The organism is Spirillospora sp. NPDC047279, from assembly GCF_040643285.1.
Taxonomy (GTDB): Bacteria; Actinomycetota; Actinomycetes; order Streptosporangiales; family Streptosporangiaceae; genus Spirillospora.
Genome location: NZ_JBEYUA010000009.1, coordinates 190,734 through 212,398, shown reverse-complemented (window position 1 = coordinate 212,398; position 21,665 = coordinate 190,734). Strand labels below are relative to the sequence as shown.

Genomic DNA, 21,665 nt, shown 5'->3' with positions numbered 1-21,665 from the left:
CGAATTCTACGCTCAAGCTATGGGACCAAGGTTCCATATGATGGAACTCATGGATCGCACCTCCGGCCCCGCTCCGGCGCCGACCGGCACCCAGGCCATCGACCGGGCGGCGGAGCTGCTGCGGCTCGTCGTCGAGTCGGAGCGGCCCCGCACGTTCACCTCGCTGATGGCCGAGACCGGCCTGGCCAAGTCGACCGTGTCCCGGCTCCTCCAGGCCCTCGAACGCCACCATCTGCTGCGCCGCGACCAGGAGGGCGCGTTCCGCGCCGGGCCGGTCTTCACCCGGTACGCGCTGCGCGGCGACATCACCGACACCCTCGTCGACCTGGCCGGGCCCACGCTGGAACGGCTGGGCGAGCGCACCGGCGAGACCGTCACCCTGGCCGTGCCCCGCTTCGGCGAGGTCATCACGGTCGCGCAGGTCGACAGCAGCTACCTGCTCAGCGCGACCAGCTGGATCGGCCTCGACCTGCCGACCCACTGCACCGCGTCCGGCAAGGTCTTCTACGCCCACGGGCGGCTGCCGCTCCCGGTGGACGGCGACCTGCCGGCCCGGACCGAGCGCTCCATCACCAGCCCGGACGTCCTCGCCCGAGAGTTCCCCGAGATCCACCGCCGCGGCTACGCGGTGGCACGCGACGAACTGGAGATCGGGCTCGTCGCCATCGGCGCCCCGGTCTTCGCCTCCGACGCGGCGGTCATCGCCACGATCGCGGTGACCGGCCCGACCGCGCGGCTCGACCGGCGCCGCACCGGCGAGGCCGGCGCGCTCCTGGTGGAGGAGACCGGGACGTTGTCCGCGCTCCTCGGCCACCGGCCGCCGCCCTGACGGACCCGAGCAGTCCCGCCCTGCGGAAGAAGGCGTGGCATGACCCCAGACGAGATCCTCACCGGCCTCTACGACGAGACGCTCGTCGGCAACGGCCCGCGCGTGCTCGAGCTCACCCACACGGGCCTGGAGACCGGGCTGTCCCCCGAGCGCATGCTCTACGAGGCCCTCATCCCGTCGCTGGAGGAGGTCGGCGCGCGCTTCGAGCGGGGCGACTTCTTCGTGCCCGAGATGCTCATCGCGGGCAAGGCGATGGCGGGCGCGCTGGAGATCCTGCGCCCGCTGCTGGCCGAGACCGGCGCCGCCTCGATCGGCACGTTCGTCATGGGCACGGTCAAGGGCGACGTGCACGACATCGGCAAGAACCTGGTGAACATCATGCTGGAGGGCGCCGGGTTCCTGGTGATCGACCTGGGCGTGCAGGTCTCCCCGGACAGGTTCGTGGAGGCGATCCGGGAGCACCGGCCGGACGTGGTCGGCTTCTCGGCGTTCCTCACCACGACGATGCCGATGTTCAAGGCCAACATCAACGCGCTCACCAAGGCGGGGCTGCGCGACGAGGTGATCGTCATGGTCGGCGGCGCGCCCGTCACCCAGGAGTACGCCGACGCGGTGGGCGCCGACGGGTACGCCGCGGACGCCTCGGCCGCGGTCAAGCGCGCCAGGGAGCTCATCGAGCGGCGCCGCGCCGTGGCGGCCGCGCCGTGACGCGCGCCGTGCACACGACCCTGCGATCGCGCGGCACCGAGGTCGTCATCGGCCCCGACCGGCCGTTCTGCGTGATCGGCGAACGCCTCAACCCGACCGGCCGCAAACGGTTCGCCGAGATGTTGCGGGCGGGCGACCTGTCACGGATCGAGCGGGACGTGGCCGAGCAGGTCGCCGGCGGCGCCACGATGCTGGACGTCAACATGGGCGTCCCCCTCGCCGACGAGGCCGAGCTGCTGACCAGGGCCGTCCAGATGATCCAGGGCCTCACCACCCTGCCGCTCTGCGTCGACTCGTCGGTGGTCGAGGCGCTGGAGGCGGCGCTCGCCGTCTACGAGGGCAAGGCGCTGGTCAACTCGGTGACCGCCGAGGACGAGCGGCTGCACCAGATCCTGCCGCTGGTCAAACGGCACGGCGCCGCGGTCGTCGGGCTGCCGAACGACGAGGACGAGATCCCCGAGGACCCGCGGCGCCGGCTGGAGCTCGCCCGCAAGATCGTGGACGTGGCCGCCGGAACGTACGGGATCCCGGTGGAGGACGTCGTCATCGACCCGCTCGCGATGCCGGTCGGCGCGGACACCTCGCTGACCGGCAGGACGCTCGAGACGATCGCGCTGATCAGGGAGGAGCTCGGGGTCAACATGACGCTCGGCGCGTCCAACGTCTCGTTCGGCATGCCGGACCGGCACACGATCGGCTCGGCGTTCCTGCCGATGGCGATGGCGTACGGGCTCACCAGCGCCATCATGGACGCCCGCGCGCCGCAGGTCGTCCAGGCCGTGCGGGCGGGCGACCTGCTGCTGGGCAACGACCCGTGGGGCGGCGCCTGGATCTCCGCCTACCGGAGCCGGAGCCGGACGCCATGAGCCGGGTCCGGCTCGTCTACCGGCTCGACGACGGGCGGGAACGGGAGATCAGCGTGCCGCCGGGCGTCACCGCGTTCGACGCGGCGAGCTGGAACGGCATCGCCATCGACTCCACCTGCGGCGGCCACGGCACCTGCCGCAAGTGCGGCGTGCGGATCACCGGCGGGTCGGTGCCGCCGACACCGCTGGACGGGCGGGCGTACGAGGCCGACCGGCTGCGCGACGGCTGGCGGCTGGCCTGCCGGGCCGTCGCCGGGGAGGATCTGACGATCGAGGTGCCGCCGCTGGGGACCCGCCCGAAGGCCGCCACGGTCGGCGTGGGCCGCCAGGTGATCCTGCGGCCCGCGGTCCAGAAGCGCTACCTCGAACTGGCGGAGCCCTGCCTCGCCGACCAGCGCTCCGACCTCGAACGGCTCCAGGCCGCACTCGACGACCTGGAGCCGCGCGCCGACCTCGACGTGCTGCGGCGGCTCGGCCCGGTGCTGCGCGCGGCCGGCTGGAAGGTCACCGCGGTGGTGGCCGACGACGTGCTGATCGACGTCGAGCCGGGCGACACGACGGCCCGGCGGTTCGGGATCGCGTTCGACCTCGGTACGACGACGGTGGTGGCCACGCTGCTCGACCTGGCCACCGGGGCGCCGCTGGCGGCCGCGTCGCGGCTCAACGCGCAGCAGCCGTTCGGCGCCGACGTGATCACCCGGATCAGCGCGACGATGATGGACGCCGGGGCGCTCCCCCGGCTGCGCGACCTCGCGCACGCGACGCTGGACGAGCTGGCCCAGGAGGTGTGCAAGGAGGCGGAGGCCGAGCCCGGCGAGGTGTACGAGATCGCGGTGGCCGGGAACGCGACCATGATCCACCTGGCCCTGGGCCTGGACCCCGAGCCGCTCGGCGTCGCCCCGTTCATCCCCGCCGCCCGGACCATGCCCGAGTCCCGGGCCGCGGACTTCGGCGTCGCGGTCCATCCGGCCGCGCGGGCGACGGTGTTCCCCGCGCTCGGCGCGTACGTGGGGGGCGACATCGTGGCCGGGCTGCTCGCCTCGGGCATGGACCGCGACCGGCGGCTGCGGTTGTTCATCGACGTCGGCACCAACTGCGAGATCGTGCTCGGCTCGGTCGCGGGGCTGGTCGCCACCGCCGCGCCCGCCGGGCCCGCGTTCGAGGGCGCCGCCGTCCGCTGCGGCATGCGCGCCGCCGCCGGCGCGATCGAGACCGTCCGGCTGGCCCCGGACGGCGTCGAGCTGGGCGTCATCGGCGACGTCGCGCCCACCGGGCTCTGCGGCTCCGGCCTCGTCGACGCCGTCGCCGAGCTCGTCCGCACGGGCCTGGTGGACGCCTCCGGCCGGCTGACGACCGCCGCCGACGCGCCGATGCTGGCCGGCCGCCTGACCCAGGTCAACGGCGAGCGGGCGTTCATCCTGCACGGCGGCATCCGTCTCTTCCAGCGCGACATCCGCGAGCTGCAGTTCGCCAAGGCCGCGATCGCCACCGGCTGGAGCCTGCTGCTGGAGGAGGCCGGCATCGGCGCCGGCGACCTCGCCCAGGTGCTGCTGGCCGGGTCGTTCGGCTCCTACCTCTCCCCCGCCAACGCCATCCGCATCGGCCTGGTGCCCGCCCTGCCGGTGCCCCGCGTGGTCAGCGCGGGCAACGTCGCCGGTGAGGGCGCCAAGCTGGCCCTTCTCAGCCGCCGCGAACGGGCCGGTGCCGACGCCCTGCTCGAGGAGGTGAGATATGTCGAGCTCTCCGACCGTGCCGACTTCAACGACCGCTTCATCGCCAACCTCGCGTTCCCCTGACCGGGTCGCGGTCGTCGCCTGCGGCGCCCTCGCCCCGCACGTCACCGCCATCGCCGCCCGCCAGGCCTGGCCGGTGGACGTGCACGCCCTCGCCCCGCTCCTGCACAATCGCCCGGATCGGATCGCCGCCGCCGTCGGGGAACGGGTGACGGCCCTGCGCGGCTCCTACGCCCGGGTCGCCGTCGCCTACGCCGACTGCGGCACGTACGGGGCCCTCGACCAGGTGTGCGAACGGCTCGGCGTCGGGCGGCTGCGCGGCGCCCACTGCTACGAGGTCTTCGCCGGACCGGACCGTTACCGGGCGCTCATGGACGACGAGCCGGGGACGTACGTCCTGACCGACTTCCTCGTGCGCTCGTTCGGGCAGACCGTGATCGCGCAGCTCGGGCTCGACCGCCGCCCCGTCCTGCTCGCCGACTATTTCCGGCACTACACGCGGGCGGTCTGGCTGGCCCAGTCGCCCACACCGGAACTGCGCGCCGCCGCGCAGGAGGCCGCCGCGTTCCTCCGGCTGCCCCTGACCGTCGTGCCGACCGGGCCGTCCGGCCTCGAAGCCGGACTCGCGGCCCTCGTCACCGCAGCAGGGTGAGCTGGCGCGACTGGGCCACGAGACGGCCGCGCGAGTCCCAGATGTCCATGTCCTCCTCGCAGAGGCCGCCGGTGACATGGCTCGTGGCGACGCGGCACGCCAGCCACCCCGGGGCGGGGACCCCGCGGATGTGGACGGTCGCCTCCAGCGTGGTGGACGGCGCCTCGCCGATCTCCAGGACCATCGGCGCCATCACGTCCCAGAGGAAGACCAGCGCCAGCGCGTCGGGCTCCCGCCCGTCCCGGAAGCGCATCCAGAAATCGCAGGAGGGCGTACCGCCCGGCGCGCCGCCGAGCCAGCCGGGTCGTCCCGCCATACGGAACTCGACCCGGTCCAGCAGGGTCATGCCGCCGGGCATGGTGACACCGGCCAGCGGGTCGACGCACTCGCCGGGGGGCGGGAGCCGGGGCGGATCCTCGAACGTGGCCGTCCGCCCGTTCATCTCCGCGAAGTCGGTGAACGTCGCGACCGCCCGCAACCGTTCCTTGCCGCCCTGCCAGACGTGCGCCTCGCCCGTCGCCATGCGACGGCCCGTCCGGACGATCTCCGTCCGGACCTCCGCCGGGCCGACCTCGACCGGACGCAGGAAGTGGGCCGAGACCGCCAGCGGCTCGGGATGAACCATCTGGCGGCCGAGCGCCCGCACCCCGGCGGCCAGCGCGTAACTGCCGAGCGGCGCCCCGTGCAGGGCCTGCCAGCGGCCGGTGATCTGGACGTCGTGCACGCCGGCGGCGCGCGGAACGGCCTCGGTGTCGCAGTCGAAGTGGTATGCCATGCGGCCAGGCTCGGCGACCCGCCCGGCCGGCGGCAATTACGCCGGGCGTAAAGCGTCAGGCCAGGTAGATCCCGCCGCCCTCGACGGTGATCCTCCGCCGGGCCAGTGGGCGGGTCGCCGGTCCGGAGACCACCGAGGCGTCCTCGACCGAGTATTCGCTGCCGTGGCACGGGCAGTTGATCGTGCCACCGGAGATCGTCTTGACCAGGCAGCCGCGATGCGTGCACACCGCGCTGAAGGCGCGGAACTCGCCCCGCTCGGGCTGCGTCACCACGACCCGGCCGCCCTCGACGAACGTCCCGCCGCCGACCCGGACGTCGGCGGTCTTGGCGACCTCCTTGCCCGCGGGCTCGGCCGTCTTCGGGGGCGGCGCCGTCGTGGACGGCGCCGGGGCGGAGGGCGCGGAGGACTGGCCGGTCGGGGCCGGGCTCGCGGAGGTCGCACCGCTCTTGTCCGAGCCACCGCACGCCGGCACCATCCCGGCCAGTCCTACGAGCCCCGCCCCCGCGAGGAGGTCGCGCCGGCCGCCCCGGTCCGCCTTCGTCCCCCGGAATGGCTGACGCATCGGACGACCTCCCCTGGGCCATGTGTCACGGCGGAACCCCGCCGTACTACTGACACGGATGGATCGCCGGGCCGGTTCAGCCCGATCCCGCCTATCTCGGTGAGTGACGGGCCTCGGTGGGAGTACGGCCGAAGCGGGCACGGAAACGCCGGGTGAAATGGGCCTGGCTGGAGAAGCCCCACCGGTGGGCGATGTCGGCGATCGTGGTGCCGGAACCGGCCAGGTCGGCGTGGGCGCGCTGGAGGCGGCGCTCCAGGATGTGCCGGGCCGGGGTGGTGCCCGCGGCCTCGAAGATCCGTCCGAGGTGCCGGGCGGACATCCCCATGGCGTCCGCGACCCGGCCCGGGGTGAGGCGGGCGTCGTGGAGGTGCCGCTCGATGTGGTCCTGGGCGATGATCAGCTGGGTCCGGTAGGCGGCCGGCGCCGTGCGTTCGCCGGTCCGGCCGGCCGCCAGCAGCCGGACGAGGTCGAGGACCGTGCCGCGGGCGTCCTCGCCGGGGTTCTCCAGGACGGCGCGGAGCGCCACGACCAGCGCGCCCTCGCGGGCACTCGTACGGCCGAAGAGCAACGGCGCGGGGACGTCTCCCGCCGTGCACTCATCGGCGAAGACGCCTCGGGGGATGTCGACCAGGAACTTGCGCATGGCCGAGGAGAACCCGAACAGGTAGGGCAGGCGCGTGTCGTACACGACGAGGTCACCGGCGGTGGCGGCGAGACAGCCGTTCTCGTGCAGGAAGACGGCCTCCCCCTCGACCAGCAGCGACACGAACACCGAGTCCTTGGGCGCCGATCTGGCGATCTCCGGGGTGCGTTCGATGGCGTGCGCGTTGCCGCTGATCTCGGCCAGCCCGAGGCCGCCGAGCCGGTAGTTGGCCTGCCGCGCCAGCAGCCCCCGTTCGGAGTAGGAGGTGCAGGACAGCCCGACCAGCGCCCGGCGGTTGTAGTCCTCCCAGTACTCAAGGCGGTCGCGCGGGTCGACGGTCTCGGTGCTCGCCTGGCTGATCATGAACGCGGGTGCCGGCATGGGGTGCTCCTCCCCCGGGCTCGGGTGGTGTGCCGCCCGAGCCTATGCCGTGGCCTCCCCGTCAGCGGAAGAGCGCGTTGACGCGGTCGGCGCCGAGGCCGACCTCGTCGTAGTGCCGGCGGCACATGTCGATGTAGTCGTGGACGTCGAAGATCCCGTCGGGTTCGCCGTTCTCGTCCAGCCAGACCAGCGGGCCCTTGACGATGAACAAGGTCTTCATCGGCTCCTCGTGCTCGTAGGCGACGAGCGTGTGGCCCTCGCCGGGCGCCTCGTAGACGAAGTCGCCGGCGGTGGCCGTCCAGTCGCGTTCCAGATACCCCCACTTGCCGGAGATGGTGTAGGCGAACACCTCGTGGGGGTGGTAGTGCCGGTTGACGAGCCCGGCCTCCTTGGCCCGCAGGATGTCGGACCAGGTGTTGTCCTTGACGTTGATCCAGAGCGGCCGGGACCCGACCGTCTCGGTGAACGGCACGTAGTAGCGGTCATCGTCGGTGGCGACCTTGGACAGGTACACCTCCGGCAGCGCGTCGGGCTTCTGGGAGTTGTCCAGCGGCTTGAGGTTCTTCCAGAACTCCGCACCAGGGGCTTCGGGCATGCGAACGGCTCCTCTCACTCGCCACGAGTCACTTGCCGCGAGTGAACCCCGTCCCCGGGCGTCCCGTCTTTCCTCTGGCGGACGCCCTCTTTGCACATCCCGGACATGCGGAAGGGGGACGGCCCGTGCTTTCGCGGACCGTCCCCCTCCCGATCGGGCTAGTCGAGCAGCTTGGCGAGGAAGGTGCCGGTGTGGCTGGCCTCGACCTTGGCGACGTCCTCGGGGGTGCCGGTGGCGACGACGGTGCCGCCCCGGGAGCCGCCCTCGGGGCCCATGTCGATGATCCAGTCGGCCGTCTTGATCACGTCCAGGTTGTGCTCGATGACGATCACCGTGTTGCCCTTGTCGACCAGGCCGTTGAGCACGCCGAGGAGCTTGCGGATGTCCTCGAAGTGCAGGCCGGTGGTCGGCTCGTCCAGCACGTAGATCGTGCGGCCGGTGGAGCGCTTCTGCAGCTCGGCGGCCAGCTTGACACGCTGCGCCTCGCCGCCGGACAGGGTCGGCGCGGGCTGGCCGAGGCGCACGTAGCCCAGGCCGACGTCGTTGAGGGTCTTGAGGTGCCGGTGGATCGCGGTGATCGGCTCGAAGAAGACCGTGGCCTCCTCGATCGGCATGTCCAGGACCTCGGAGATCGTCTTGCCCTTGTAGTGGACCTCCAGCGTCTCCCGGTTGTAGCGGGCGCCGTGGCAGACCTCGCAGGGCACGTAGACGTCCGGCAGGAAGTTCATCTCGATCTTGATCGTGCCGTCGCCCGAGCAGTTCTCGCAGCGGCCGCCCTTGACGTTGAACGAGAAGCGGCCCGGCTGGTAGCCGCGCACCTTGGCCTCGGTGGTCTGCGCGAACAGCTTGCGGATGTGGTCGAACACGCCGGTGTAGGTCGCCGGGTTGGACCGCGGGGTGCGGCCGATCGGCGACTGGTCGACGTGCACGACCTTGTCGAGCTGGTCGATGCCGTTGACCCGCTTGTGCTTGCCCGGCACCGCCCGGGCGCCGTTGAGCTGCTTGGCCAGCGAGTTGTAGAGGATGTCGTTGACCAGGGTCGACTTGCCCGAGCCCGACACGCCCGTGACGGCGGTGAAGACGCCCAGCGGGAACGCCACGTCGACGTTCTTGAGGTTGTTCTGCGCGGCGCCCTTGACCGTGACCTCCCGGCTCCTGGCGCGCGGGCGGCGGATCTCCGGGATCTCGATCTTGCGGCGGCCCGAGAGGTAGGCGCCGGTCAGCGACTCCTTGGACGTGAGCATCTCGTCGAGCGTGCCGGAGACCACGATCTGGCCGCCGTGCTCGCCCGCGCGGGGGCCGATGTCGACGATCCAGTCGGCGGCCTGGATGGTGTCCTCGTCGTGCTCGACCACGATGAGCGTGTTGCCCATGTCACGGAGCCGGATGAGGGTCTCCAGCAGCCGGTGGTTGTCGCGCTGGTGCAGGCCGATCGACGGCTCGTCCAGCACGTACAGCACGCCGACCAGGCCGGAGCCGATCTGGGTGGCCAGCCGGATGCGCTGCGCCTCGCCGCCGGCGAGGGTGGCCGAGGCGCGGTCGAGCGTCAGGTAGTCGAGGCCGACGTCGAGCAGGAAGCCCAGCCGCGCGTTGACCTCCTTGAGGACGCGCTCGGCGATGTGCTTCTCGCGGTCGTCGAGCTCCATGGTCAGCAGGAACTTGGCGCACTCGCCGATCGGCATCGCCGCGACCTCGGCGATCGACCTCCCGCCCATGGTGACCGCGAGGATGATCGGCTTGAGCCGGGCCCCGTGGCAGGTCGGGCACGGGATCTCCCGCATGTAGCCCTCGAAGCGCTCGCGGGTCGCGTCGCTCTCGGACTCGGAGTGCCGCCGCTGGATGTAGGGGATCGCGCCCTCGTAGGCGGTGTAGTACGAGCGCGTGCGGCCGTAGCGGTTCTTGTAGCGGACGTGGACCTGGGTCTCGTGCCCGTTGAGGACGGCCTTGCGCGCCTTGGCGGGCAGCTTTTCCCACGGGGTGTTGAGGTCGAAGCCCATCGCGTCGCCCAGGGCCGACAACAACCGCAGGAAGTAGTCGCTGACGTGCCCGTTGGACCAGGGCTGGATGGCGCCCTCGCCCAGGGTCTTCTCCACGTCCGGCACGACCAGCTCGGGGTCGACCTCCATGCGGGTGCCCAGGCCGGTGCAGTCGGGGCAGGCGCCGTAGGGCGAGTTGAACGAGAACGAGCGCGGCTCGAGCTCGTCGAACGACAGGTCGTCGTAGGGGCAGTAGAGGTGCTCGGAGTACATCCGGGTGCGGTGCTCGTCGTCCTCGGGCAGGTCGACGAAGTCGAGCACGATCGTGCCGCCGGCCAGGCCGAGCGCGGTCTCCACCGAGTCGGCCAGGCGCTGGCGCGCCGAGTGCTTGACGGCGAGCCGGTCGACGACCACGGAGACGTCGTGCTTCTCCTGCTTCTTGAGCTTGGGCGGCTCGTCCAGGCGGATCATCGCGCCGTCGACGAGCGCCCGCGAGTAGCCCTTGGACTGCAGCTCGCGGAACAGCTCCAGGTATTCGCCCTTGCGGCCGCGGATCACCGGCGCGAGCACCTGGAAGCGGGTGCCCTCCTCCAGCTCCAGCACCCGGTCGACGATCTGCTGCGGCGCCTGCCGCGTGATCGGCCGGCCGCACTCGGGACAGTGCGGATGCCCGATGCGGGCGTAGAGCAGCCGCAGGTAGTCGTAGACCTCGGTGATCGTGCCGACCGTCGAGCGCGGGTTCTTGCTGGTGGACTTCTGGTCGATGGACACCGCAGGGGACAGGCCCTCGATGAAGTCGACGTCGGGCTTGTCCATCTGCCCGAGGAACTGCCGGGCGTAGGCCGACAGCGACTCCACGTAACGGCGCTGGCCCTCGGCGAAGATCGTGTCGAACGCCAGACTCGACTTGCCGGACCCGGACAGCCCGGTGAACACGATCATGGAGTCCCGCGGCAGGTCGAGCGAGACGTCCTTCAGGTTGTGCTCGCGTGCTCCACGCACGATGAGTCGGTCATGCACAGCGTTCTTCCCGGTTCCTGTTCTGGGGCGCGGCGAATAAAGACAGCGAAGAGAAACGGTCCCGTCTCAGGCTAGCCAGGGGGTACGACAGAATCCCCCGGCCTCCGTCAGACGGCGGCGCGCGTCACCGCATTTGAACCGTACACGTGTTCGAAGATCTCTCGCCACCGGAACGCGCCGGGCGGCCCCCGCGCCTCAGCCGAGGTCGCCCCGCGCCTTGACCCCGATCACGTTGTACGAGGTCGTGGGCGTGGGCGTGGTGGTGAACCTGGCGTTGGGCAGGTAGAGACGGCCGCCGAACGGGGCGACCGTGGTCGGCACGTCGAACCTCGGATCGGTGATCCGGCCGACCACCCGCGCGGACGTCCCGTCCCGGCTCAGCTTCAGCACGGCGATGACGTTGAGACGGTTCTGCACCACGTACAGCGTCCGGCCCTGCCGCAACATTCCATCGCCGTTGACCAAGGACTCGCCGCCGATGTCGACGGTCGTGGTCACGCCCGTCCCGGGGTCGACGCGGAAGAGCTTGCCGGCGTTGCTCTGCACCACCAGCAGCGCCCTGCCGTCGGGCGTGGTGGCGATGCCGTTGGCGTTGGCGCCGGTCGGGTTGAACACCAGGTCGCCCGTCAGCGGGAGCCGCGTGACGCTCCTGGGCAGGCCGTCCCGGCCCAGGCCCACCTTGTAGAGGGCCGGCTCGGGCGTCGCCGAGTCGGTGAACCAGGCCGTGTTCTTCGTCACGATGACGTCGTTGATGAACGTGGGCGTCCCGGTGGAGAGCCGGGTGTTCGAGATGATCGCCCCGGTGCGCGGGTCGACCACGCGCGCCGTGCCGGCGGGCCCGCCGGCGGCGAAGATCCGTCCCCTGCGGTCGACCTTGATGCCCACGGTGGGGGTGCCCGGCCCCTGGCTGATCACAGAGCCCTTGCCGGTGCGCAGGTCGGCCCGCCAGATGTCGCCGTCGGCCAGCGACCCGACGTAGGCGTACGGCCCGGACCCGGTCGCGATCCCCTCCGGCCGCCACCCGTCGGGCAGCTGGATCTCGGTCGGGAATCCGCGGTGCTCCGCCCCGGCCGCCGGAGCGGTGACGAGCACGAGCATTCCGGCAACGACGACGGCCCCGGTACGGCGCATCATGGCGATCACTCCCTCTCGGAAGATCAAGTCTCGCATCGTCCCTCCCGCGAATGAACCCCTTCCTCCTGGCCGAACCGCGCCACCGCGGGTGGAAGATAGGGGCGGGAAGAGGAGGCGCGGGCGATGGACGACTGGCGGAGGGCCCTCGAGGAGATCCACACGGCGACGGAACGGGTGGTGACCACGCTGTCCGGGCTGACCGACGAGGAGATCACCGCGCCGTCCGGCCTGCCCGGCTGGACGCGCGGCCACGTGGCCGCGCACCTCGCGCGCAACGCCGACTCCCTCTGGAACCTGCTGGAGTGGGCGCGCACCGGCAAGGAGATCCCGCAGTACCCGAGCTTCGAGGCCCGCGAGGCCGACATCGAGGCGGGCGCGGGCCGCTGCCGGTCGGCGCTGGTCGCCGACGTGCGGGGCACGGCGGCGCGGTTCGCCGAGCAGGCGAGGACGTTGCCGGCCCAGGCGTGGGACGCCGAGGTGCGGGCGATGTCGGGCTTCGCGCAGCCCGCCTGGTACACCGTCTTCCGCAGGTGGAACGAGGTCGAGGCGCACCACGTCGATCTCGCCGCCGGCTACGGCCCGGCTGACTGGCCGGAGGCCTACCTGCGGTGGTCCCTGCCCGCGACGTTGTCCGGCCTGGCCGGGCTGCCGGCGGAGCGGCGGGGCGGGGTCGCCGGGTTCCGGCTGGTCGCCACCGACACCGGCGACGCGGCCGACCTGCGCGGCACGGCCGGCGGGCCCGAGGTGTCCGGGTCGGGCCGGGCGCTGCTGGCCTGGCTGAGCGGCCGGTCGGACGGCTCCGGGCTGGCGATGCGGCCGGACGGCGTCCTGCCGGTGCCGCCGCCGTGGCCGCACGATCCGCAGCGTTTCTGACCGGCCGCCGGCCGGATCGGCGGCCAGGTCACCGGTCCGGGTCGTCGGGCTCGGTGCCGGCGAGCCGGTGGAGCGCGTCCACCGACCGGACGGTGATCATGTTGCGGGCGACGACGACCCGGTCCCTGACCCGCTCGCCGGCCAGGATCTGCGCGACCTTGCGGCGGCCCATGCCGGCCCAGCGGCCCAGATCCTGCTGGGAGACCGGCACCCGGACGGCCAGCCCGTCGCCGGCCGGCTCGCCGAACCGCGCCGCGAGCCGCAGCAGCCGGGTGCCGAGCCGCCGCGCGGCGTCGTCGGGGAAGTGCGCGACCCGCAGCGTGTTGGCGTCCCGCAGCCGCTCGGCGAGCACCCCGGCCACCGCCCACACCCAGTCGGGGTCGCCGTTCAGGACCGTGCGAAACCGGTCGGCGGGCAGGACGAGGGCCTGGACCGGCGTCAGCGCCTCCACGCTGGCCTCCCGGGTGCCGCCGTCGACGGCCTCGATCTCGCCGACCAGGTCCCCCGGGCCGAGCACGTCGAGGATCACCCGCTCGCCGGCGTGGTCGACCCAGACCTCCACGGCGCCCGAGCGCAGCACGTACACCTGGGGCGAGCGGTTGTGCTCGCGCATCAGGAACGCGCCCTGCTTGATCAGGACCGACGTGCCCGCGTCCTCGAGCGCCTTGCGCCCCGGGCCGGGCAGCGCGGCCCAGAACGTGCCGATGTCCATCGAGGCCCTCCCGATTCAAGTGAACGCGGCAGTGCGACGATGGACTGCGTAGGACTGCACAGACGTGAACGGCGGTTCCGCGCGTCCTCGGGCGGAACCACGAAGATCATTCAAGACTATTGAAGATCATTCTGTCGCCGGGCCCTCCTCCGTGTCCGCCCCCTCCGACTCCAGCCACATGTCCAGCGCGCGCATCCGGCGCGCGCAGTCGGCCGCGGCCGCCTCGTCGCCGAGGGCCAGATGCGACTCGCGCTGCCGTTCCAGCGCCAGCCGCTGGCCCCAGTGGTCGCCCACCTCGCGGCGGATGATGATCTCCGCGGCGAAGTGCCCGACCGCCTCGGGGTGACCGCCCTGCCGCTGGCAGGCGCGGCCCATGGTGTGCATCGAGTACGCCTGCTCGCGGGTGTCGCCGAGCCGGGTCGCCAGGTCGAGCGCCTGCTTGCCGGTGCTCAGCGCCGCGTCGGTCTTGCCGAGGTCGAGGTAGATCGCCGCCAGGTGCACCAGCGCGGTGCCCTCGCTGTGCCGGTCGCCGACCTCGCCGAGCACGCGCAGCGCCTCCAGCTCGGTCTGGAGCGCCTCCTCCAGGCGCCCGCTGCGCCGCAGCACCAGGGCGTAGGTGTCCAGTCCGGTGCCGAGCCCGTAGCGGTCGCCGATGTCGCGGCGGATCGTCAGCGCCTGCTCGGCGGCGCGTTCGGCCTCGTCGTGCAGGCCCAGCCGCAGGTAGGTGCGGGCGATGCTGCCGAGGGTCGTGGCCAGGCCGCCCTGCGCGCCGAGCCGGTGCCACAGGTCGAGGGCCTCCAGGCCGAGGACGAACGCCTCCTGGTCGCGGTAGAGCCGCCGCATCACCATCGACAGGTGTTCGAGGTCGTGCGCCTCGCCGTGCAGGTCGCCGATCTCGCGGCGGATCTCCAGGGCGCGGACGAGCTGCTCGCGCGCCTCCCGGTAGCGGCCCAGCCGCCAGTGCACGATGCCGATCTGCGCGAGCGCCTCGGACTCGCCGTGCCGGTCGCCGATCTCGCGGTGCAGCCGCAGCGCCTGGCCGCAGTAGGTGAACGCCTCGGCGAACCGCGCGGCGTCGCACATCAGGCGGGCCAGCGTGGTCAGCGCGCGCGCCTCGCCGTGCCGGGCGCCGAGGGCGCGGTAGGTCTCCAGCGCCTTCTCGGCGTCCTGCAACGCCAGGTCGCGCAGGCCCAGCGACGCGTACACCCGTGCCAGCTCGGTCAGCGCCTGCGCCTCGCCGTGGCTGTCGGCCAGCTCCTGCCGGATGAACAGCGCCTCCAGCGCGTGCGAGACCGCCTCGTGGATCGCGCCGCGCCGCCGGTGCACCTGGGCGACCGTCAGGAGCGTCCCGGCGACGCCGGTCAGGTCGCCGATCCCGCGGCGGATCTCCAGCGCCCGGCTCGCGTGCTCCAGGGCCGCCTCGTAGTCGGCCAGGCCCACGAAGCCGCGGGCGAGCGTGTCGTGGCCGCGCGCCACGCCGTGGCTGTCGCCCAGCGACTCGTGGATCGCCAGGGACTGCCGCGCCCGTTCGATCGCGGTCATGTAGCGGCCGAGCGCGCAGTGCACGTCGGCCAGGGTCGCCAGCGTCAGCGCCTCCCCGAGCAGGTCCGGCGGGTCCGCGGACCGGAACCCGCGGCGGGCGTCCTCCCCGTAGCCGATCGCCTGCACCGAGCCGCCGAGGTCGAAGTGCGCGACCGCGAGGTTGTGCAGCATGACCGCCGCCGCGGGCCAGTCCTCCTCGGTGCGGGCGGCGCGCAGCCCGGCGAGGTGGACGGTGATGTTGTCCTCGCTGTAGCGCCGGAACTCCTGGAAGTCGAACAGCGCGTCGGCCAGCTCCCAGCAGGTGCGGTGCAGGCCGAGCCGCGCCGCCAGGTCGACCGCCGCCACCAGGTTGCGGCGCTCGGCCTCGAACCAGGCCAGGCCGTGCACCCGGGCGACGGCGTCCGGCCGTGCCGCGCTCCGGGTGTCCGCGGCCTCGAGCATGGGACGCCGCCCGCGTCCCAGCGCCTCCCCCGCCTCGCGCGCCTCGGCGAGGTAGCCGGCGAGCAGGCGCCGCTGCGCCGCGAGCCGCTGGTTGTCGGCGTCCTCGCTGAGACCGCGGTCGCGGGAGTAGTCGCGCAGCAGGTCGTGCATGCGGAACCGGCCGGGCGCCACGTCGTGCACCAGGTAGGCCTGCCGCAGCCCGTCCAGCAGGTCGGCCGCCTCGGCCACCGGCTGGTCGAGCAGCATCGCCAGCGCGGACGCGGTGAAGTCGGGACCGGGCACGAGCCCGAGCCGCCGGAACGCGGCCCGCTGGTCACGGCGCAGGCCGCGGTAGGCCACGTCGAACGTCGGGCTCAGCACGCCGTGCAGGCCCGCGGCCGCGGGCAGCGCCCCGGCCGTGAGGCCCGCCCCGAACGGCGCGGGCCCGTCGTGGTCGGTCAGCTCGCGGACGGCGTCGGCGATCGACTCCTCCCGGTTGTCGGCCAGCCGCGCCGCCATGATCCCCAGCGCGAGCGGGAGGAACCCGCACTCGCGCGCCAGCCGCAGCGCCGCCTTCTGCTCGTCGCGGACCCGCCGGTCACCCGGCCCCAGGACGGCGGCCATGAGGTCGAGCGCCTCACGTTCCACCATCTCGCGCAGCTCCAGCGTGCGGACGTCCGCGCCGTCGAGCAGGTCCGGAAGCTGCCGCCTGCTGGTCACCATGGCCAGCCCGGGGCCCATGGCGCTCAGCAGCGGCCGGACCTGCCCGGCCCCCGCCGCGTCGTCCAGCACCAGCAGGACGCGCCGGTCGGCCAGCAGCGACCGGCACTGCGCGACCAGCTCGCCCTCGGTCCGCGGCAGCTGGTCGCCCGGCACGCCCATGCCCCGCAGGACCTGTCCCATCGCCTCGGCCGCGGTCACCGGCGCGCGGGCGGTGCCGCGCAGGTCGACGAAGATCACCCCGTCCGGGAACCGCGCGGCCACCCGGTGCGCCCAGTGCAGCGCCAGCGTCGTCTTGCCGACCCCGGCCATGCCCTGCACGACCACGGCGCGCGGCATGTCGGTCTGCGACACCAGCATGTCGAGCTTGCCCAGGCCGACCTCGCGGCCGGTGAACGAGGGGTTGTCCGGCGGCAGCCGCGGCACCTGCCGCTCCCCCTCCGGCTGCAGCCGGACCGGGGACCTGGTCGCGATCCGGACGTTCAGCGCCTCCTCGGCCGCCGGGGCGCCGGCCGGGTCCGCCGCGCCCGGCGCGGGCACCGGGCCGGCGGGCCATTCGTCGCCCCACGGGCTCGCCGCCCGCCGCAGCGCCTCCGGCGACAACACCGTCAGGGGGCGGCTCCTGGCGTCCAGGATCCCCTTCGACCGCCACACCCGGAACCAGCGGACCAGCGTCTCCCGCGAGATGCCCGCCCAGTTGGCCAGGTCGGCCTGGCTGAGCCGCAGCGGGATCCGCACCCCCTGCGAGGTGTGGTCGCCGAACCGGTGCGCCAGCTCCAGCAGGTGGTAGGCCAGCCGCTGCGGATGCTCGGCGGCCCGGACCGCGTGCCGCCGCCCGCCGAAGGTGTCGCTCTCCGCGATGGTGTGCATCATCGCCTCGGCCACCTGCGGGTTGGCCGCCAGCAGGCTGGCGAACTGGCGCCGGTCGATGCGCAGCACCGCGACCTGGTCCAGCGCGGCGACGGTGCCGCGCTGCGCGTGCCCCCACGGCGCCAGCGCGCCCACCAGGTCCCCCGGCCCGAACAGATCGATGATCGACTCGTCGCCCTCGCTGGAGTCGACGAACTCCTTGGCGACCGCGTTGGACACCGTCCGCGCGGTCGCCTTGAACACCACGAACACGCCCGGCGCGACCACTCCCTGGTAGCAGATCATGCCGCCCTTGGGGATCTCCGAACGCCGCCCCATCGCGCGCAGCGCCTGCCGGTCGGTCGCCGACAGCCGGTCCCAGAAGCTGCCCGTCCGCACGTCGTCGCCGATCACAGGGCCACCATCGCCATCGTCCAGAAGATGAACGTCACCGCCGTCACCACCCCCCACACCACGGCCCGCCACGACAACTCCGAGCAGCGGTGCGCCGCCGCCACGAGCCGTCGCAGCTCGCCGTCCCGCACCCGCGAGTCCAGCACCGAGTCCAGCGCGAAGGGCCGCCACGGCACGCCCGGGTCCAGCGGCGCCCCCGTGTTGCCCCTGGCCGTGCTCAGTGCCGCCACCAGCGTCATCCGCGACCGCGCCACGAACCCCGCCGACGTGACGAACGCCGCCGTCAGCACCGCGAGCAGCCCCACCGCGACCACGCCCGGCCGCTGCGCCGCGAGCTGCGCGACCACGCCGACCAGGACCATGGCCAGGACCACCGCCGCCACCAGCGCGTCCTGCCCGCACAGCCGCACCAGCGAGCACGCCTGCTTCAGCAGCTCGTCCGGGGCGTCGTCCCCGCGTGGAGGGCCCGCCTGGAAAGTCCTCGTCACCACCGCGTCACCGTCCTCACCGGATCGCACCTGACCTTCCACGTCGAATCGTCCGTCAAGTCCGCGCGGGGAACCATCCGGTACGGCACGCCTGCGTTGAGTCTGGTGACTCATTCTTGCTCCGGGGCAGCGATGGGGGAGGATGGGCGGGAGCCCATCAAGGAGGAAACAATGAGCTACACCGGTTACGTCGAGGTCGGCGGAAGGCCCGACGTCCGGGAGCTGCCCGGTCTCACCATCACCAAGATCGCCGTAGGTCCGTACGACAACAACGCGTACCTGCTCCGCTGCACGGCGACCGGCGACCAGCTGCTCATCGACGCCGCCAACGAGCCGGCGCGCCTCCTCGAGCTCATCGGCGACGGCCCGCTCAGCCGCGTCGTCACCACCCACCGCCACCAGGACCACTGGATGGCGCTGAGCGACATCGTCCAGGCCACCGGAGCCCCGGTCGTCGCCCATCCCTTCGACGCCGAGCCCCTGCCCGAGCCGGTCACCGAGCCCGTCGAGAACGGCGACACCGTCCGCGTGGGCCAGGTCGCCCTCGAAGTGATCCACCTGCGCGGGCACACCCCCGGCTCGATCGCCCTCCTCTACGCGCCCGAGGGCGACCGCCCCCACCTCTTCACCGGAGACAGCCTCTTCCCGGGCGGGGTCGGCAACACCTGGGGCGACCCCACCCGCTTCAAGCAGCTCATCACCGACGTCGAGGAACGTGTCTTCGACCGCCTTCCCGACACCACCTGGTTCTATCCCGGCCACGGCAAGGACAGCACCCTGTCCCGCGAACGTTCCTCCCTTCCCGAATGGCACGAACGCGGCTGGTGATCCTCGGGGCCCCGCCGGGCGTTCGTTCACCTCTCCCCTATCAGGCATCCGCTCCGGCGTCTGTGGTCGATGACGCAGCGGCGGCGGCCGATACCGGGTACATGTGGAGGACGGACCTCTTGGCGGGGTGAGAGCCGGTGTTGTCGGAGACGCTTGCGGCGTTGGCTGGAGCGGGAAGCACCACGGTGGTGCAGGCGATGGCCTCCGACGGCTGGGAAGTGGCCAAGACGCGGCTGGCGCGGCTGCTCGGGCGCGGGGAGCCCGGCGGCGCCGCGGCCGCCGAGGAACGCCTGGAATGGTCGCGCGCCGAGCTGGCCGCCGCGCCCGAGCACGAGCGGGAGCAGGCCCGCCGCCTCCAGGAGGCGGTGTGGCGGGGCCTGCTGGGCGACCTTCTGGAGAAGCGGCCCGAGATCGAGGCCGACCTGCACGGCTGGGTCGACCGGTTCCAGGCCGACCGGGGCCCCTTCGTCCAGGTGGTGTACGCCCCGGCCCAGCAGCAGACGGTGGTGGGACCCGGCACGCGGATCGGCCACCCGCCGGCCGGGGCGTCCCCGGAGATCGCCGGAACGATCGCGGTGCCCGCGGGGCGCCGCTACGAGCACGGCCGGCTGCACGGGCGGGACGACCTGATCGACGAGCTGGTGGCGGCGCGGTCCGGTCCGGGGACGCGCACCCATGTGCTGCACGGACTCGGCGGCGGAGGCAAGTCGAGCGTCGCGCTGGAGGCGGCCGTCCGCCTCCAGGCGGTGGGGACCGAGGTGTGGTGGGTCGCGGCGACCGACGTCGACCGGGTCACGATGGGAATGCTCGCGCTCGCCCGCCGCCTCGGGCTCGACGAGTCCCAGATCGTCCACCGGGGCATCGCGGACCTGGTGTGGCAGAGGCTGGAGGAACGCGACGAGCCGTGGGCGCTGGTCTTCGACAACGCCGACGACCTGAGCGTCCTGGCTCTGGACGGCGCGCCGCTGCGCGACGGGACGGGGTGGCTGCGCCCGCCGCGGTCCCCGGTAGGCCTGGTGATGGTGACCACCAGGCACGGCCATGCCTCGGACTGGGGCGCCTGGTGCCGCCTGCATCCCGTGGGGATGTTGCCGCCGTCCAAGGGCGCGGACCTGCTCCTCGACCACACCGGTGACGAGACCGGCGGCCGGGAGGACGCCGGGTCGCTCTCCGAGCGGCTGGGCGGCCTGCCGCTGGCGTTGCGGCTCGCCGCCTCGTTCCTCGGGCAGGCGCACCGGACCCCGGCCGTGTTCGCCGAGTCCGGGTGCCCCCGGACCTTCGCGCAGTACCGGGCCGCCCTCGACCGGGACCAGTTCGACACGCTCTTCCCGGCCCAGCACGACGTCCACCTGTCCGACGGCCAGGCGCGCCAGATGGTCGGGCGGACCTGGGAGTTGTCGCTCGAACTGCTGGAACGCCGCGGGATCGCCGAGTCGCGGCCGCTGCTCCGCCTGCTGGCCTGCATGGCCGACGCGGCGATCCCCTACGAGCTGCTGCTGCGGCCGGCGATGCTGGAGGAGGCGAGGATCCTGCCGCGCGCGGTCAGCGGACGCCGGTTGTGGACGGCGTTGCAGGCCCTCGCCGGCACCGGCCTGCTCGACCTGCCCACGACCACCGCGACCTCGGGGCGCACGGCCGTGCTCCGGCTGCACCCTCTCGTACGGGACGCCGGCCGGCCCCACGACGAGAAGGGGCGGTACCTCGCCGCCGCCGCGTCGCTGCTCGCGCGGGCCGCGCGGGGCATGGAGAGCGGCCCGCCGGAGCGTCCCGGCGCCTGGCCGAACTGGTCGGCGCTGGTGCCGCACGCCACCGAGGTCCTCGCGGCGCTGCGGCGCGACGCTCCGCACGCCGGGCGGCGCGCCTGGCGGAACGCGGCGTTCGCCACCTACATGAGCGCCCGCCACCTCGCGGCCACCGGCGCCTACCGGCGAGCCGAGGCGGCCTACCGCGCGGTGCTGATGGCCCGGACGCGGGTGCTCGGCGGCGACCACGCCGAGACCCTCAACGCCCGCTACGGCCTGGCCCGGATGGCCGCGGCGCAGGGCAGAAACGACGAGGCCCAAGGCGCCTACCTGGCGGTACTGGTGGCCCGGATGCGGGTGCTGGGCAACGACCATCCCGACACGCTGAACGCCCGCTACGGCCTGGCCCGGGTGGCGGCCGCCCAGGGCCGGTACGGCGAGGCCGAGGCCGTCTATCGCGAGGTGCTCGCCGTCGAGGAGCGCGTCCTGGGCGCCGGTCATCCCGACACGCTGCGCAGCCGCTACGGGATCGCCCGGATGCTGGGCGAGCAGGGGCGCTATGACGAGGCCGAGGGCGTCTACCGGGAGCTGCTCGCCGCCTCGTTCCCGTTCGAACGGCCCGGGGCTCCGGGCCGCGGCGGCGAGCCGCCGTTCGAGCTCGGCGAGGCCAGGACCATCTACCGGGAGGTGCTCGCCGTCGAGGAACGTGTCGTCGGCCCCGACCGTCCCGACGCGCTGACCATCCTCTACGCGATCGCCAGGATGGCCGCCGCCCAGCAGAGGTACGACGAGGCCGGCTCCGCCTACCGGGAGGTCCATGCCGTGGAGGCGCGGACGCTCGGCCCAGACCATCCCGACACCCTGACGACCCGCCACTGGATCGCGCGGATGGCCGCGGCGCGGGGCCGCCATCGCGAGGCCGAGGCGGGCTTCCAGGAGGTGCTGGCGGGACGGGAACGGGTGCTGGGACGCGATCACCCCAGCACGCTCACGACCCGGCACTGGATCGCGCGGGTGGCGGCGGCCCAGGGGCGCCGGCGCGAGGCCGCGGCCGCGCTGCGGACCGTGCTGGAGGCGAGGAGGAAGGTGCTCGGCGTGGATCATCCGCACACCCGGCGCACCAGGGAGGCCCTCGAACAGCTGGAGGACGGGCCGCCGCGCTCCGACGGCACCGACCTCGCGCACTGAGCGCCCGGCGGC

The 21,665-nt window shown here is 73.3% G+C and carries 17 protein-coding genes; 8 read left to right on the top strand and 9 right to left on the bottom strand.

Going from position 1 to position 21,665, the window contains the following annotated elements:
* Nucleotides 1–49 precede the first annotated feature (49 nt).
* From ABZ810_RS24160 to ABZ810_RS24140, 5 genes are read left to right on the top strand one after another with little or no spacing between them, the layout of a single operon-like run.
* Complete coding sequence (locus tag ABZ810_RS24160) at nt 50–829, top strand: IclR family transcriptional regulator (protein ID WP_358406650.1); 780 nt, start codon at nt 50–52, stop codon at nt 827–829.
* 39 nt (nt 830–868) lie between these two features.
* Entirely contained in the window at nt 869–1,537 is a 669-nt protein-coding gene (locus ABZ810_RS24155) for a corrinoid protein (protein WP_358406649.1), read from the top strand.
* A complete protein-coding gene (locus tag ABZ810_RS24150) occupies nt 1,534–2,403 on the top strand; it encodes a dihydropteroate synthase (protein ID WP_358406648.1) in 870 nt (289 codons plus the stop codon). Before ABZ810_RS24155 ends, ABZ810_RS24150 begins: the two co-directional genes overlap by 4 nt.
* Nucleotides 2,400–4,199, top strand: coding sequence for an ASKHA domain-containing protein (locus ABZ810_RS24145; RefSeq protein ID WP_358406646.1), 1,800 nt, complete (start codon nt 2,400–2,402; stop codon nt 4,197–4,199). Before ABZ810_RS24150 ends, ABZ810_RS24145 begins: the two co-directional genes overlap by 4 nt.
* Nucleotides 4,135–4,788 (top strand): DUF1638 domain-containing protein, encoded by a 654-nt coding sequence (locus tag ABZ810_RS24140; protein ID WP_358406644.1) that lies wholly within the window; start codon nt 4,135–4,137, stop codon nt 4,786–4,788. The genes ABZ810_RS24145 and ABZ810_RS24140 overlap by 65 nt, the downstream gene beginning before the upstream one ends.
* Here ABZ810_RS24140 and ABZ810_RS24135 read toward each other — a convergent pair.
* The 6 genes from ABZ810_RS24135 to ABZ810_RS24110 form a co-directional block, all read right to left on the bottom strand.
* Nucleotides 4,772–5,563, bottom strand: a complete 792-nt coding sequence (locus ABZ810_RS24135; protein WP_358406643.1) for a thioesterase family protein — start codon at nt 5,561–5,563, stop codon at nt 4,772–4,774. The two genes, ABZ810_RS24140 and ABZ810_RS24135, sit on opposite strands and share 17 nt — an antisense overlap.
* A gap of 55 nt (nt 5,564–5,618) precedes the next feature.
* Nucleotides 5,619–6,128: a Rieske 2Fe-2S domain-containing protein gene (locus tag ABZ810_RS24130; protein WP_358406640.1), complete on the bottom strand. Its 510-nt coding sequence runs from the start codon at nt 6,126–6,128 to the stop codon at nt 5,619–5,621.
* Nucleotides 6,129–6,219: 91 nt separating this feature from the next.
* The gene (locus tag ABZ810_RS24125; protein ID WP_358406637.1) at nt 6,220–7,152 is read right to left on the bottom strand and encodes a helix-turn-helix domain-containing protein; all 933 of its coding nucleotides are present in this window, start codon (nt 7,150–7,152) and stop codon (nt 6,220–6,222) included.
* Nucleotides 7,153–7,213: 61 nt separating this feature from the next.
* Nucleotides 7,214–7,747, bottom strand: coding sequence for a 2,4'-dihydroxyacetophenone dioxygenase family protein (locus ABZ810_RS24120; RefSeq protein ID WP_358406635.1), 534 nt, complete (start codon nt 7,745–7,747; stop codon nt 7,214–7,216).
* Nucleotides 7,748–7,905: 158 nt separating this feature from the next.
* On the bottom strand, nt 7,906–10,743 hold the full coding sequence (uvrA, locus tag ABZ810_RS24115; RefSeq protein WP_358406632.1) for an excinuclease ABC subunit UvrA: 2,838 nt from the start codon (nt 10,741–10,743) through the stop codon (nt 7,906–7,908).
* A gap of 195 nt (nt 10,744–10,938) precedes the next feature.
* Nucleotides 10,939–11,913 carry a superoxide dismutase gene (locus tag ABZ810_RS24110; protein WP_358406630.1) on the bottom strand — a complete coding sequence of 325 codons (975 nt, stop codon included), beginning with the start codon at nt 11,911–11,913 and terminating at the stop codon, nt 10,939–10,941.
* An 87-nt stretch (nt 11,914–12,000) separates the two neighbouring features.
* On the opposite strand from ABZ810_RS24110, the gene ABZ810_RS24105 reads away from it, so the two are divergent.
* Entirely contained in the window at nt 12,001–12,750 is a 750-nt protein-coding gene (locus ABZ810_RS24105) for a maleylpyruvate isomerase family mycothiol-dependent enzyme (RefSeq protein WP_358406628.1), read from the top strand.
* A gap of 28 nt (nt 12,751–12,778) precedes the next feature.
* Here ABZ810_RS24105 and ABZ810_RS24100 read toward each other — a convergent pair whose 3' ends face one another.
* From ABZ810_RS24100 to ABZ810_RS24090, 3 genes are all read right to left on the bottom strand, one after another.
* On the bottom strand, nt 12,779–13,462 hold the full coding sequence (locus tag ABZ810_RS24100; protein ID WP_358406626.1) for a Crp/Fnr family transcriptional regulator: 684 nt from the start codon (nt 13,460–13,462) through the stop codon (nt 12,779–12,781).
* A gap of 126 nt (nt 13,463–13,588) precedes the next feature.
* Nucleotides 13,589–17,407, bottom strand: coding sequence for a tetratricopeptide repeat protein (locus tag ABZ810_RS24095; RefSeq protein ID WP_358406624.1), 3,819 nt, complete (start codon nt 17,405–17,407; stop codon nt 13,589–13,591).
* Nucleotides 17,404–17,898, bottom strand: coding sequence for a hypothetical protein (locus ABZ810_RS24090; protein WP_358406623.1), 495 nt, complete (start codon nt 17,896–17,898; stop codon nt 17,404–17,406). The genes ABZ810_RS24095 and ABZ810_RS24090 overlap by 4 nt, the downstream gene beginning before the upstream one ends.
* Before the next feature lie 168 nt (nt 17,899–18,066).
* Here ABZ810_RS24090 and ABZ810_RS24085 point away from each other — a divergent pair, with 168 nt between their 5' ends.
* Nucleotides 18,067–18,723 (top strand): MBL fold metallo-hydrolase, encoded by a 657-nt coding sequence (locus ABZ810_RS24085; RefSeq protein WP_358406622.1) that lies wholly within the window; start codon nt 18,067–18,069, stop codon nt 18,721–18,723.
* Between the two features lie 161 nt (nt 18,724–18,884).
* Nucleotides 18,885–21,653, top strand: coding sequence for a tetratricopeptide repeat protein (locus ABZ810_RS24080; RefSeq protein WP_358406619.1), 2,769 nt, complete (start codon nt 18,885–18,887; stop codon nt 21,651–21,653).
* The last annotated feature ends 12 nt before the right edge of the window (nt 21,654–21,665 follow it).

Bases quoted from the DNA above. Each gene is read 5' to 3' on its own strand.
- ABZ810_RS24100 (WP_358406626.1), bottom strand. From the start codon at position 13,462: ATGGACATCGGCACGTTCTGGGCCGCGCTGCCCGGCCCGGGGCGCAAG.
- ABZ810_RS24145 (WP_358406646.1), top strand. From the start codon at position 2,400: ATGAGCCGGGTCCGGCTCGTCTACCGGCTCGACGACGGGCGGGAACGG.
- ABZ810_RS24155 (WP_358406649.1), top strand. From the start codon at position 869: ATGACCCCAGACGAGATCCTCACCGGCCTCTACGACGAGACGCTCGTC.
- ABZ810_RS24120 (WP_358406635.1), bottom strand. From the start codon at position 7,747: ATGCCCGAAGCCCCTGGTGCGGAGTTCTGGAAGAACCTCAAGCCGCTG.
- ABZ810_RS24085 (WP_358406622.1), top strand. From the start codon at position 18,067: ATGAGCTACACCGGTTACGTCGAGGTCGGCGGAAGGCCCGACGTCCGG.
- ABZ810_RS24135 (WP_358406643.1), bottom strand. From the start codon at position 5,563: ATGGCATACCACTTCGACTGCGACACCGAGGCCGTTCCGCGCGCCGCC.
- ABZ810_RS24160 (WP_358406650.1), top strand. From the start codon at position 50: ATGGATCGCACCTCCGGCCCCGCTCCGGCGCCGACCGGCACCCAGGCC.
- ABZ810_RS24130 (WP_358406640.1), bottom strand. From the start codon at position 6,128: ATGCGTCAGCCATTCCGGGGGACGAAGGCGGACCGGGGCGGCCGGCGC.
- ABZ810_RS24105 (WP_358406628.1), top strand. From the start codon at position 12,001: ATGGACGACTGGCGGAGGGCCCTCGAGGAGATCCACACGGCGACGGAA.
- ABZ810_RS24110 (WP_358406630.1), bottom strand. From the start codon at position 11,913: ATGCGAGACTTGATCTTCCGAGAGGGAGTGATCGCCATGATGCGCCGT.
- ABZ810_RS24125 (WP_358406637.1), bottom strand. From the start codon at position 7,152: ATGCCGGCACCCGCGTTCATGATCAGCCAGGCGAGCACCGAGACCGTC.
- ABZ810_RS24140 (WP_358406644.1), top strand. From the start codon at position 4,135: ATGTCGAGCTCTCCGACCGTGCCGACTTCAACGACCGCTTCATCGCCA.